This window comes from Comamonas sp. JC664 (assembly GCF_042647185.1).
In genome coordinates this window covers 18,465-30,249 of the sequence record NZ_JBHRUZ010000005.1, presented here as the reverse complement: position 1 = coordinate 30,249, position 11,785 = coordinate 18,465, and the positions used below count along the sequence as shown (strand labels likewise).

Sequence of the window (11,785 nt, the reverse complement as noted above, 5' to 3'; positions counted from 1 at the left end):
TCTTTGCTTCAGCTGCTCTTGCGCACACGAGGTACCACTCGCACAGCAGGGCGCACCTGCTTGGGCGTGTAGCCTTGGCCTCCATGCGGGTGACAAGTCCTCGTGCTTGCGTGCATCCTCGGCACTGGCCTTGGCGTTGAGCTGATGACGGGCAGCAGCTCTTCGGTGTTGGAGAACATCTTCTTCTCGATCACAGGCGCAGCTTCTCGTAGCTGGTCAGCTGGGGGTTCTTGCCCTGGTTGTTGGCACGCGCACGCAGCACGAAGTTGACGATCTCGTTGCGGAAGTCTTTCGCATTGGCAATGCCGGCGGGCTTTTTACCTTCTCCAGCTCGGCATTGAGCGCATTGCGGTCGAACACCTCGCCGGTGTCGGTGTCGCGGTACTCGCTGTCCTGGATCCAGTAGTCGGCGTTAGGTCACGTAGCGGTCAAAGATGTTCTGGCCGTACTCGCTGTAGCTCTCCAGATACGCGGTCTGGATTTCCTTGCCGATGAACTCGGCGTAGTGCGGCGACAGGTATTCCTTGATGTAGCCGGTGTACTTGGTCTCCAGCTCGGCGGGGAACTGCTCGCGCTCGATCTGCTGCTCAGCACATACATCAGGTGCACTGGGTTGGCCGCCACCTCGGTGCTGTCGTAGTTGAACACCTTGGACAGGATCTTGAAGGCAAAGCGGGTGGAGATGCCCGACATGCCCTCGTCCACGCCGGCATAGTTCGGTACTCCTGGTAGCTTTTGGCGCGCGGGTCGGTGTCTTTCAAGCTCTCGCCGTCGTAGACCTGCATCTTGCTGAAGATGCTGGAGTTCTCGGGCTCTTGAGCCGTTGTGAGCACGGCAAACTGCGCCATCATCTTGAGCGTGCCGGCGCGCGAGACCGCGCTGGCGAGCGACGATTCCGGATCAGCTTTTCGTAGATGCGTACCTCCTCCGAGACCCGCAGCAGTTGGCACCTTGACGATGTAGACCCGGTCCAAAAATGCCTCGTTGTTGCGGTTGTTGCGGAAGGCCTTCCACTCGCTCTCGTTGCTGTGGGCCAGCACGATGCCATCAAAGGGGATGGCGCCAAAGCCTTCGGTGCCCTTGTAATTGCCCTCCTGCGTTGCGGTCAGCAACGGGTGCAGCACCTTGATGGGGCCTTGAACATTTCGACAAACTCAGCAGGCCCTGGTTGGCCAGCACAGGGCCGCCCGAGTAGCTGTAGGCGTCGGTATCGTCCTGGGCGTAGTTCTCCAGCTTGCGGATGTCGACCTTGCCCACCAGGCTGGAAATGTCTTGGTTGTTCTCATCGCCCGGCTCGGTCTTGGCCACGCCCACCTGGCGCGAGATGCTGGGGTAGCGCTTGACAACGCGGAACTGCGGATATCGCCCCCGTATTATCGAGGCGCTTGACAGCCAGGGCGAGAGCACATGGTTGAGGCAGCGACGCGGAATACCGAACTGCTCCTCGAGCACCGGCCGTCTTCGATGGGGTCGAACAGCGCCAGCGGTGACTCGTTCACCGGCGAGCCCTTGAGCGCGTAGAACGGCACCTTCTGCATCAGGTACTTCAGGCGCTCGGCGATGGAGCTCTTGCCGCCCCCGACGGGGCAAGCAGGTAGAGGATCTGCTTGCGCTCTTCCAGGCCCTGGGCGGCATGGCGGAAGAAGCTCACCACCTGCTCGATGGAGTCTTCCATGCCATAGAACTCGGCAAACGCCGGGGTAGCGGCGGATCATCTTGTTGGCAAACAGACGCGAGAGGTGCGGATCGTTGCGCGTGTCGATCATCTCGGGCTCGCCAATCGCGGCCAGCATGCGGTGTGCCGCTCCCTCGTAGACCATCGGGTCGCGCTGGCACAAAGCAAGAAACTCGTCGAGCGACATTTCCTCTTCGCGCAGGCGCACGTAGCGGCGGCAGAGTTGCTGATCACATCCATACGACCTCCGTGGCGGCACCCAAGGGGCAGACCGTGCCGCAAACTTGTTAGGACCCCTCTGCAAAACTCCTGCCATGGCGCAAATGCGGCCATACCATTTGGCGAGGGTTTTGCAGAGCCTCCCTAGGCAACCGTTATCGTGACTTGGTTTTAGCACCTTAGCGGCGCTTTGACCAGATCACATGTCCTACACACGGATGACCACAATGCAGGCAATATTTCTGTTTACCGCGCTAGCCGCCGCGCTGGCCTCGGAAACACGCCCCTCCCCCTCGAAGGGCGGTGCGCCAACGCGTGCCGCACACCGGCGCAGCACCTGACTTGGGTGGCGCAAGACGGCAACACGCCTTGACTTCATCGTCATAAAAACGACACAGCAGCGTCACGCCTCTGCCACGGTCGCCGCCGATACTCCGTGCGCACCACAGAGTATGTTGGCCTGGATCTCTCATGGGCCTCTGTGGTGCATCAAACACTACATAACACCCCACGGAGTTACCGATATGAGCGCAGTGCTGACCTCGCGTCGCCGTCTTTTGCAATTTCTGGGCAGCGCACCATTGCTGGCCTTGTCCGGCTCCCTGTCTGCAGCAGGCCTGCTGACCGCCTGCGGCGGCGGTGGTGATGACGATGGCCCGACGGCGGCCTTCAAGTCGGTGAGCTTCTCCAACATGGCAGCGCCCAACCTGACCAACCCCGCAGCGATGGCGACCACCTCGACCACCGCGGTGATGACCATCCTCTACGCCGACGACAGCAAGCGCGAAGTGGCGCTAGCCTACCAATCCTTCTTTGTCACCGGCGACATGGTGGCGGACGGCAAGGGCGGCAAGATCCTGGCGGGTGGCTACTACGACATCAACAACCAGCCCATCATGGACAAGTCCGTGCCGGCAGCGAGCGGCAGTTTTTCTCTGACTGCCCCGATGGCTCCTCGATCATCCAGGTCGCCGATGCCAAGGTCGACGGCGTCAAGGGCAAGCCCGTGTTTGCCGTGGTGCAGTTCGAGTACACCTCCAAAGGACCAGTCGGGCGCCGATGCCTATGGCACCTGCCCTCGCCCATCGCCGTGCTGACCCTGGACCAGGACCAGGACACGGCAAGCTGAGCCTGGTCAAGTACCACAACGTCGACATGTCCAAGGCCATGGCCTGTGGATCACCTGCGGCGCCAGCCTCTCGCCGTGGAACACCCATTTGTCCAGCGAAGAGTACGAGCCCGATGCCTTCACCGCTGCCAGCTCGGCCCAGTTCAAGACCTTCAGCAAGCACGTGTACGGCAACGAGACCACGGCCAACCCTTACCACTACGGCCACCTGCCCGAGATCACCGTCAACAAGGACGGCACCGGCACGGTCAAGAAGCACTACTGCCTGGGTCGCATCTCGCACGAGCTGATCCATGTGATGCCCGACAACCGCACCGCGCTGATGGGCGATGACTACACAACGGCGGCCTGTTCATGTTCGTGGCGACAAGGAAAAGACCTGTCCGCTGGCAACCTGTACGTCGCGCATTACACCGAAGTGCTGACCGACACCTCGACCGCCAAGATGGAGTGATCCACCTGGGCCACGCCACCAGCGCCGAGATCGAAGCGCTGGCGAACAGCCTCAAGCCGGCCGACATCATGGAGTCGCTGACCACCGACCCGCAGGATGCCAGCTACACCGCGGTGTTCTGGACGCAAGGCGCCTGGCTCAAGCTCAAGCCCGGCATGGAAAAGGCAGCCGCTTTCCTCGAAACCCACCGCTATGCCAACCTGGTGGGCGGCTCGATGGCGTTCACCAAGATGGAAGGCACCACCGTCAACATCAAGGACAAGGTGGCCTACTCGGCACTGGCCAACATCCAGACCTCGATGATCAACGGTGACAAGGCCTGGAATGCCAAGCACAACGTGACCTTCCCCAAGACCGTGAAGGCCGGCGGCGTGCTGGCCCACAACCTGGGGCGGCGGCATCAAGGACCGCCAGGGCGCCCCCATCAACAGCGAATGGGTGCACAGCAATCGCATATGCTGATGATGGCGAGGACATTGCCGCCGACGCACTGGGCAACACCTCCAACCCCGACAAGATCGCCAGCCCGGACAACCTCAAGTTCTCCGAAAAGATGGCACCCTGTTCATCGGCGAAGACAGCGGCAACCATGTGAACAACTTCCTGTGGGCCTACAACGCCGACACCAAGCAGCTCTCGCGTCCTGTCGACCCCTGCCGGCGCGGAATCGACCGGCCTGCACGCGGTGGACGAGGCAACGGCTGGACCTACATCATGAGCAATTCCAGCACCCTGGTGACTGGAGCGCGCTGCACGCCAAGATCAAGGACCAGCTCGATCCGCTGATCAATGCGAACTACAAGAACAAGTTTGGCGCCTCGGTGGGTTACCTGACCGGTACGCCGCAAGCTGTGAAGCTGTAAAACGGTTCAGAGAGCGTGTGGCCACTCACGCGCTCGCTTCAAAAAGAAAATGCCATCCCGACGGATGGCATTTTTTCGTGGCGCAGTGCGTTTACAAGACCGACTGCAGCCAGCGCACGATCTCAGCGGGCGGCAGCGCGCGGAGATGCGGGCCGCCTCCTGGCCGCCCTTGAACACCACCATGGTCGGAATGCTGCGGATATTGAAGGGCTGGGCCACATGCGGATAAGCCTCGGTATCGAGCTTGGCAAAGCGCAGCCGGGGTTCGAGCTGCTTGGCAGCCAGCGCATACCCCGGCGCCATCTGCAGACAGGGGCCGCACCAGGGGCCCAGAAGTCCACGACCACGGGATGTGGTTGCGCCCCAGCTGCTTGGCAAAGCTGTCGGCATCCAGCGCGACAGGCTCGCCCGTGAACAAGGGCTGGTGGCAGCTGCCGCAATCGGGCTGCTGGGCCAGCTGCGCGCGCTGCACGCGGTTGGTGGTATGGCAATGGGGGCACACATGTGCAGGCTGTCTTCGGTCATGGGGCACTCTCCTGCTGCCCATCATAGGCAGCGATGCAAACGCCAGTTGCAGGCCGGTGCCGCATATTTCAAGTCAGCGTGATCAGCACCGGCTGGTGGTCGGACAGCTGCGTGGTGCTGTCGCTGTGCCAGGCCCGCACATGGCTGCGCAGGCTGTCGCTGACCAGCGCAAAATCGCAGGGCCACCGGCGTGTGGGGCCCCAGCTGCGGTCAAACACACAGAAGGTGGCCGGCTGCGGCGCGCTGCCATGCAGCAGCGGCCAGCTGTCATGCCACAGCGCGCGTGCCATCGTCCTGCAAGGCCACGAGCGCGGCATAGGCGCCTCACCGGCGTGCAGGTTGAAATCGCCACACAACACCGCGTGCGGCGTGTGCACCGGCGTGGTGTAGGGCGTGGCAGCCGATGCCGCAGCGGGCAGCGCCTGCAGCTGCGCCAGCGCCTGGGCATGGATCGCCCGCAAGGCCTGCACCTGCGCCAGGCGCTGGCTGGCGCTGTGGTATTCCAGATGCGTGCACATCACGCGCACCAGGCCCAGCGCCGGGTCACGCACCGTCACCACCAGGCAGCCCCGGGGCATGCTCACCAACCCACCTCGGCCAGCCAGGGCAGCCGGTGCTGCGCCACCTCGGCCACCGGCAGGCGGCTGGCCACCAGATTGCCAAAGCTGCGGCGCTGGCCGCTGGCATCAAAGCCATCGGTGGTGGCGGCAAAAAAACAGCTGCCAGCCCGGCAGCAACGCCTGCAGCTGCGCACCTGGTCACCCGGCGCGCCCGCCAACGCGCCGTGGCCCACCGCGACCTCCTGCAGGCACAGCACATCGATGCCGCCCGCGCCCGCGCCCTCGCCCATCGCCAACGCATGGCGCACGATGCGCGCCGGATCGGCCAGGCCATCGAGGCCGCAGCACCATTGCACATTCCAGCTCAGTATTTGCATGTGGGAAACTCTGTGGATAGCCGCGCCCGCTGGCGCAGTTGCCGGTGATTGTGCAGCAGCGGCGATGCGTTTGCCATGCCTGCAGCCAAAGCCAGCCCCTGCGCGCTTATAGTCGGGCGATGCGCAACCCCCAGCCAGATTCCTTTCAATCCGCCCTGCCACCGTGGGCGACGTCGACGCCATGTTCCAGGTGCGCCTGGCGGTCACGGAAAACAGCATGACCAGCGCAGAACTGGCCGCCGCCGGCATCACGCCCGCCTCCATTGCCGAGGCTATTCGCGCGCCCCCTTGCGCCTGGGTCGCCACCATCGATGGCGAGGTCGCCGCTTTGCGATGGTGGACCTGCGCAGTGCCTGCCTGTTTGCACTGTTTGTGCGCAGCGGCTGCGAAGGCGGGGTCTGGGCACCGCGCTGTGCCGGGCCGGCGAGCAGGCCTTGTTGGCGCAGCATGAAGCAGCCTGGCTGGAGACAGCCAAATCCAGCCGCGCCGCGCGCCTCTACCGCCACCTGGGGTGGGGCGATGAGCGCGATGTGGGCGATGGCGATATCCGCCTGACCAAGCGGCGCGCCTGACGCTACGCAGCGCTGCACGCTGTCCGGCCTTCTGTTCTTACTTCTGCTACATTGCGCAGATGGCCCTGTGCACCACCCCCCGAATTATTCGCATCGTCATACCGACGGTGGGATAGCGCGCGGCCAGGTCACCATGCAACCCACCCTGGAGGTGGGTTTTCCGTCTCTGGGTTTCCTCGAAGGAGACGGAATGAACATAGCCAGCGCCTGATACATTTGCCGATAGAGACCCAGATGCCGGACCCTGCACCTGCTCTGCGGAAAGATCGCCTCCGGCAAGTCCACCCTGGCCGGCAGCTCGCGGCGCAGCCCCGCACGGTACTGGTCAGCGAAGACGCCTGGCTCGCCCAGCTCTACCCCGACGCGCTGGTCTCGGTCCAGGACTATGTGCTGCTCCGCCAGGCTGCGCGGCGCAATGCAGCCCCATATCGTGGCGCTGCTCCAGCCGGCACCTCGTGGTGCTGGATTTTCCATCGAACACCCCCGCCACCGCGCCTGGGCGCGCCGCATTTTTGAGGCAGCCGGTGCCCCGCATGCGCTGCACTGGCTCCAGGTGCCCGAGGAGGAATGCAAGCGCCGCCTGCGGGTGCGCAATGCGTCTGGCGAGCATCCATTTGAAACCAGCGATGCGCAGTTTGAGCTGATCAGCCAGCACTTTGCAGCGCCTTCAGCGTCAGAAGGCTTTCAGCTGGTGCTGCACCGCTGATAGGCGCTGCCGGTGGCCAGAGCTTAAGAACGCTGCGGCAGATAGCTCGGCCGATCCGCCGTCATCCGCGCTTGACTTGCTGCGTCAGGTCATCGGCAGCACCTCGTCCAGCCCCGCTTCGAGCGCATCGAGCGTGCGGCTGACAATGTCGGCCGGGCTGGACTTGGGGCATCCAGCCCCCGTGTCAGGTCGGTATCGACATAGGCCATGTGCAGGCCAGCACCTGCGTCTTCTGGGCGGCCAGTTCGTAGCGCAGCGAATTGGTCAGCGACCAGGCGGCCGATTTGCTCGCCGAATAGGCGGCCAGTTCGCTGCCATTCACCCAGGAGGCAATCGACAAGACATTGAGCAAGCCACCACCGCCATTGGCCGCCAGCACCGGCGCAAAGGCCTTGCTCATGCGCAGCACGGCGAAGAAATTGGTCTCGAAGATGCGGCGAGCCACGCTTCGCTGTCTTCGGCGAGAAAGCCTCCCGGCTGGGCGATGCCGGCGTTGTTGATCACCAGGGGTCACATCGGGCGCCTGCGCCACGGCCGCCGCCACATCCTCGGGTTATTGACATCCAGCCGCAGCGGATGCACCCCGCTTGGGGCTGATATTGGCGGATCGCGTGAACCGGCGTAGACCTTGGGGCACCGCGGGCGAGCAACTCGCGCACAAGCCTGGCCGATGCCACGGTTGGCACCTGAGACAAGAACGACAGCGTTAGCAATTTCATGGGAATCTCCACGTTTACCGAGGTTGAAAGAGCGCTCACGGGCGCTTAATAACGACTTTGCCTTTGACATGACCGGCCTCGACATAGGCCAGCGCTTCAGGGGTGCATTCGAAGGGAAAAACGCGATCCACCACCGGACGGACCGCGCCCGACTCGATCAGCGCGGCGATCTCGCGCAACTGCTCGCCACTGGCTTGCATGAAGAGGAACGAATAGCCCACACCCCGCTCCTTGGCTTTTGCGCGGATGCCTGCGCTCAGCCACCGCATCACCCACGTCAAAAGACGGGGTGCAGCGATCGCCTTGCCAAAGTCGGGATCGGGGGGGCCTGAGAGGGAGATGAGCTGTCCACCGCTGCGCAGCACGCGCAGCGATGCACCGAGCGCCTGCGGGGCTGGCTGTGCAGCACCACGTCGTAGCCGTGCAGGACGTCTTCGAACTTCTGGGCTCTGTAGTCGATGACGGTATCCGCACCCAGGCCTTTGACGAACGCTGCATTGGCGGCACTGGCGGTGGTTGCCACTGTGGCGCCAGGTGCTTGGCCAGCTGGATGGCGAAGCTGCCCACCCCGCCTGCGCCTGCCTGGATGAACACCTTCTGCCCAGGACGCAACGCCGCTTTGTCAACCAAGGCCTGCCATGCCGTCAAACCCACCAAGGGGATGGAAGCCGCTTCCTCCATCGTGATGCCTTGGGGCTTATGGGCCAACGATGCCTCTTTGACGGCAACCCACTGCGCAAAACCGCCGATGTGCAAATCATCGAGCCGCGCATAGACCGCATCGCGCGCTTGAACTTCTGCACCCGGGATCGAACCTCGACCACCTCCCCAGCGATGTCGTGGCCCAGGATGAGTGGCAGGGATAAGGCAGGATGCGCTTGAACTCACCGCTTCGGATCTTGGCATCCAGCGGGTTGACGCCAGCGGCATGCACCTCCACAGCACCTCATCCTCGCGCGGCTGCGGCTTGTCGACATGCGCCAACCGCAACCGGCTCTTTTTGCCATAGCGATCCAGCACAAACGCTTGCATGGTCTTATCTCGCATGATGTTCATCATATTAAAAATCAAAAAAAAGCAGCGCGCTGCTAGGCGCTGCTGCCGGGTGCGAGGTCTGCCGCCCGATCGGCGGGCAGCAGATGCTGAAGCGCCGCTTCGCGCAAGCTGTCCGACAGCGCCGCGTCGTCCACCGCGCGGCCAGCAGCAGGCTGCCCACCATCGTGGACAAGGCCACCATAGCGCGCTCATGCGCTTGCGCCTGCCCCCAATCGGGCGATTGGCGGGCGATGAGATCCACCATGCCCTTGATGTGCTGGGCGGTCACGCGGCGCACTTCCGGCGCCTGGCGTGCGGTCTCGGACCCCAAGGCCACCAGCGGGCAGCCTTGCTCGGCATGCTGCACATGGGCTTTCGAGAGGTAAGCGCGCAGCACGGCATCCCAGGCCTGGTCAGGGGTTGCCTGGGTCGCAACCTCGGCCACCGCGGCAGCAGACTCTGCACACGCCAGCTGCGCAGCTTCTGCCAGCATTGCCTCGCGCGAGGCGAAATGCGCGTAGAAGGCCCCATGCGTCAGGCCCGCATCTTTCATGATGTCGGCCACCCCCGTGCCGCCATAGCCGCTGCGGCGGATGGCGCGGGCAGCAACGGACACAATGCGCTCATGCGTCGCTTGCTTGGCGGCAGCCGGGTGTTGGAAGTTTCATTTCGCATGATGCTCATCATACATAATTTTCAGACCCTGCGCATCGCAGGGTAAATGCCTCGCACCATTGGCGCAGCGCGGGCACACGGTCACCGTGGTTGGCCTTGCGCGCCCAGCCACTGGAAGACCTGCGCAACCATGTCCGAACGGGCGGGCCCAGACACGCCCGACAGCCACCAGGTGGTGCCGGCAAGCGCGGGTAGCCTGGCACCAGCTGCAGCCGCCGCTTGCCACGCTCCCTTCCACCAACAGGCTGGGCAAGCAAGCGATGCCCTGCGCGGCTAGCACGGCATCGAGCACCAGCCGCGCATCGTCATACATGGCGCGCTTGCGGAACTGCGCCAGCGGCCCCAGGAAAAGCGGCGCCGTGGCTTCGGAAGTAAGGCTTTCTTCCAGGCACACCAATCGGCATGCAGGTGTTGCTGCTCCTGCGGGATGCGGCCCAGCTTCTGGGCGATACCCGCATCGGCCACCAGCAGCCATTCGTCCTGCAGCAGAGGCCGCTCATCCAAGCCCGGCTGCAACAGCGGGCTGCGGCTGATGGCAATGTCCACATCGATCTCATCGACAAAGCGGGCGCTCTCGTCGGCCGACAGCACCAGGCTCAGCCCGGGCAGCAGCGCATGCAACGCGGGCAGCCGGGCTGCAGCCAGCCGCGCAACAGCGGCGCGGGGCAGACCAAGGACACCAGGCCCGGATCGAGGTAGGTGCCAATGCGCTCCATGCCGCTGCGCAGCACGGTGAGCGAGCGCTGAACGCTGCGCAGCAGCACCTCGCCTGCGATGGTCAACTCCACACCGCGCCCCGCACGCCGAAACAGCGGCTGCATCAGCTGCGCTTCGAGCTGCTGCACCTGGTGGCTGATCGCAGACTGGGTCACATGCAGCTCATCGGCTGCGCGTGAAAAGCTGCCATGCCGGGCGGCGGCCTCAAACCCATCAACAGCTTCAACGAAGGGATACGCGGCTCTGACATATGAGAGATATTAATGATTAGCACAAATCTTATCATTTGATCTCATACCTACCGCCATCCACAATGCGACCTGGTCCGAAGGTTCGGCAACGCAACCGCTCCCGATAGGAGCAATTGGAAAAGTGATGAAGACAGGTCCAACTGTGATGCGCGATGGGCGAACGACCCCATGGGAGCCCACACCATGCAACGACGACAATTTCTCTCGGCCGGCACCACGCTGGCCGCTGGCACAACGGCAGGCATGCCAGCGCAGTCGGCGCCCGCGGCAGACCGCCAAGGGCGCATGCCGATGAAGGCGAGCGCCATGCTGCGACCTGGATGGCCTTTGGTGCCAGTGACGCAATCTGGGGCCGGCGGCTGAAGGCGGGCGCCCAGGCCAACCTGGCGCTGATTGCCCAGACCATTGCCCAGATGGAGCCGGTGCAGATGCTGGTCAACGCCCAGGACTACGACCTGGCCGCGCGCCTGTGCGGCAGCAAGGTCAAGCTGCTGGTGCAAGACATCGATGACCTGTGGATGCGGGACACCGGCCCGGTATTTGTGAAGACGGCAGGCGGCGGTCTCGCCGGGGTGGATTTCAACTTCAATGGCTGGGGCCGCAAGCAATCCCACCGCCATGACGCCCTGGTCGCGGCCTTTGTGGCCGGTACGGCAGGGGTGCCCTTGCTGAAAAGCAGCCTGGTCCTGGAAGGCGGCGGCATTGAAGTGGATGGCCAGGGCACCGCCATCATCACCGAGAGCTGCGTGCTCAACGCCAACCGCAATCCCGGCGTCAGCAAGGCGCAGTGCGAGCAGGAATTACACCGGGTGCTGGGGATAGACAAGGTGATCTGGCTGCCCGGCATTGCCGGCCACGACATCACCGATGGCCACACCGACTTTTATGCCCGCTTCTGCGCGCCCGGGGTCGTGGTTGCCGGTGTTGACAACGACCGGTCCTCGCCAGAATATGCGGTCACCCAGCGCCACCTGGCCATCTTGCGCAAGGCGGCGGACGCGCGTGGCCGCCCCTTGCAGGTGCTGCGCATGCCGGGGCCTGACGAAGTCCGGCCGCAGTATGAGAGCAAGGATTTTGCGGCAGGCTATATCAACTTCTACGTCTGCAACGGCGCGGTGATCAGCGCGGAGTTTGGCGATACCCGCGCTGACCGCAACAGCCGCGCCCTCTTGCGCGAGCAGTTCCCGGGGCGCGAGATTGTGCAGCTCAATATCGACGCCATCGCGGCGGGCGGCGGCGGCATCCACTGCACCACGCAGCAGCAACCGGCCTGAGCGGAAACTGCGGCTCAGCAGGCCGCGGGGACAG

At 63.9% G+C, this 11,785-nt stretch carries 11 protein-coding genes and 8 pseudogenes; 5 read left to right on the top strand and 14 right to left on the bottom strand.

Annotation, left to right across the window (positions count from 1 at the left end):
• Positions 1 to 8 precede the first annotated feature (8 nt).
• The 6 genes and pseudogenes from ACFODQ_RS00850 to ACFODQ_RS00825 all read right to left on the bottom strand — a co-directional run.
• Positions 9 to 194, bottom strand: coding sequence for a hypothetical protein (locus ACFODQ_RS00850; protein WP_377014455.1), 186 nt, complete (start codon positions 192 to 194; stop codon positions 9 to 11).
• 22 nt (positions 195 to 216) lie between these two features.
• Complete coding sequence (locus ACFODQ_RS00845) at positions 217 to 360, bottom strand: hypothetical protein (RefSeq protein ID WP_377014453.1); 144 nt, start codon at positions 358 to 360, stop codon at positions 217 to 219.
• A 52-nt stretch (positions 361 to 412) separates the two neighbouring features.
• Positions 413 to 693: pseudogene (locus ACFODQ_RS00840) on the bottom strand (hypothetical protein).
• Positions 600 to 1,124 carry a hypothetical protein gene (locus ACFODQ_RS00835; protein ID WP_377014451.1) on the bottom strand — a complete coding sequence of 175 codons (525 nt, stop codon included), beginning with the start codon at positions 1,122 to 1,124 and terminating at the stop codon, positions 600 to 602. The pseudogene ACFODQ_RS00840 and the gene ACFODQ_RS00835 overlap by 94 nt, the downstream one beginning before the upstream one ends.
• A pseudogene (locus ACFODQ_RS00830) lies at positions 1,048 to 1,675 on the bottom strand (hypothetical protein). Before ACFODQ_RS00830 ends, ACFODQ_RS00835 begins: the two are co-directional and overlap by 77 nt.
• An 85-nt stretch (positions 1,676 to 1,760) precedes the next feature.
• Positions 1,761 to 1,820: pseudogene (locus ACFODQ_RS00825) on the bottom strand (hypothetical protein); the annotation flags it as partial.
• 598 nt (positions 1,821 to 2,418) lie between these two features.
• Between ACFODQ_RS00825 and ACFODQ_RS00820 the strand changes: the two are divergent.
• Positions 2,419 to 4,340 (top strand): annotated as a pseudogene (locus tag ACFODQ_RS00820) (PhoX family protein).
• Between the two features lie 91 nt (positions 4,341 to 4,431).
• Here ACFODQ_RS00820 and trxC read toward each other — a convergent pair.
• From trxC to ACFODQ_RS00805, 3 genes and pseudogenes are all read right to left on the bottom strand, one after another.
• Positions 4,432 to 4,887, bottom strand: a pseudogene (gene trxC / locus ACFODQ_RS00815) (thioredoxin TrxC).
• A gap of 46 nt (positions 4,888 to 4,933) precedes the next feature.
• Positions 4,934 to 5,443: a hypothetical protein gene (locus tag ACFODQ_RS00810; RefSeq protein ID WP_377014449.1), complete on the bottom strand. Its 510-nt coding sequence runs from the start codon at positions 5,441 to 5,443 to the stop codon at positions 4,934 to 4,936.
• Between the two features lie 2 nt (positions 5,444 to 5,445).
• Positions 5,446 to 5,802: an endonuclease/exonuclease/phosphatase family protein gene (locus tag ACFODQ_RS00805; RefSeq protein ID WP_377014447.1), complete on the bottom strand. Its 357-nt coding sequence runs from the start codon at positions 5,800 to 5,802 to the stop codon at positions 5,446 to 5,448.
• 163 nt (positions 5,803 to 5,965) lie between these two features.
• Here ACFODQ_RS00805 and ACFODQ_RS00800 point away from each other — a divergent pair, with 163 nt between their 5' ends.
• The 3 genes from ACFODQ_RS00800 to ACFODQ_RS00790 all read left to right on the top strand — a co-directional run bounded on the left by ACFODQ_RS00800 (position 5,966) and on the right by ACFODQ_RS00790 (position 7,080).
• Entirely contained in the window at positions 5,966 to 6,253 is a 288-nt protein-coding gene (locus ACFODQ_RS00800; protein WP_377014445.1) for a hypothetical protein, read from the top strand.
• Complete coding sequence (locus ACFODQ_RS00795) at positions 6,237 to 6,374, top strand: hypothetical protein (protein WP_377014443.1); 138 nt, start codon at positions 6,237 to 6,239, stop codon at positions 6,372 to 6,374. Before ACFODQ_RS00800 ends, ACFODQ_RS00795 begins: the two co-directional genes overlap by 17 nt.
• A 415-nt stretch (positions 6,375 to 6,789) precedes the next feature.
• Positions 6,790 to 7,080, top strand: coding sequence for an AAA family ATPase (locus ACFODQ_RS00790; RefSeq protein ID WP_377014441.1), 291 nt, complete (start codon positions 6,790 to 6,792; stop codon positions 7,078 to 7,080).
• Positions 7,081 to 7,103: 23 nt separating this feature from the next.
• Here the strand turns inward: ACFODQ_RS00790 and ACFODQ_RS00785 are convergent.
• The 5 genes and pseudogenes from ACFODQ_RS00785 to ACFODQ_RS00765 form a co-directional block, all read right to left on the bottom strand.
• Positions 7,104 to 7,794 (bottom strand): annotated as a pseudogene (locus tag ACFODQ_RS00785) (SDR family oxidoreductase).
• Positions 7,795 to 7,834: 40 nt separating this feature from the next.
• Positions 7,835 to 8,831: pseudogene (locus ACFODQ_RS00780) on the bottom strand (NADP-dependent oxidoreductase).
• A 56-nt stretch (positions 8,832 to 8,887) separates the two neighbouring features.
• A pseudogene (locus ACFODQ_RS00775) lies at positions 8,888 to 9,521 on the bottom strand (TetR/AcrR family transcriptional regulator).
• A 261-nt stretch (positions 9,522 to 9,782) separates the two neighbouring features.
• On the bottom strand, positions 9,783 to 10,130 hold the full coding sequence (locus tag ACFODQ_RS00770) for a LysR substrate-binding domain-containing protein (RefSeq protein WP_377014439.1): 348 nt from the start codon (positions 10,128 to 10,130) through the stop codon (positions 9,783 to 9,785).
• On the bottom strand, positions 10,106 to 10,381 hold the full coding sequence (locus ACFODQ_RS00765; protein ID WP_377014437.1) for a LysR family transcriptional regulator: 276 nt from the start codon (positions 10,379 to 10,381) through the stop codon (positions 10,106 to 10,108). Before ACFODQ_RS00765 ends, ACFODQ_RS00770 begins: the two co-directional genes overlap by 25 nt.
• Positions 10,382 to 10,629: 248 nt before the next feature.
• Between ACFODQ_RS00765 and ACFODQ_RS00760 the strand changes: the two genes are divergently transcribed.
• Complete coding sequence (locus ACFODQ_RS00760; RefSeq protein ID WP_377014435.1) at positions 10,630 to 11,751, top strand: agmatine/peptidylarginine deiminase; 1,122 nt, start codon at positions 10,630 to 10,632, stop codon at positions 11,749 to 11,751.
• Positions 11,752 to 11,785: the final 34 nt, after the last annotated feature.

Coding starts and splice junctions, on each gene's coding strand:
- ACFODQ_RS00810 (WP_377014449.1), bottom strand. CDS start 5,443: ATGCCCCGGGGCTGCCTGGTGGTGACGGTGCGTGACCCGGCGCTGGGC.
- ACFODQ_RS00805 (WP_377014447.1), bottom strand. CDS start 5,802: ATGCAAATACTGAGCTGGAATGTGCAATGGTGCTGCGGCCTCGATGGC.
- ACFODQ_RS00790 (WP_377014441.1), top strand. CDS start 6,790: ATGCAGCCCCATATCGTGGCGCTGCTCCAGCCGGCACCTCGTGGTGCT.
- ACFODQ_RS00760 (WP_377014435.1), top strand. CDS start 10,630: ATGGGCGAACGACCCCATGGGAGCCCACACCATGCAACGACGACAATT.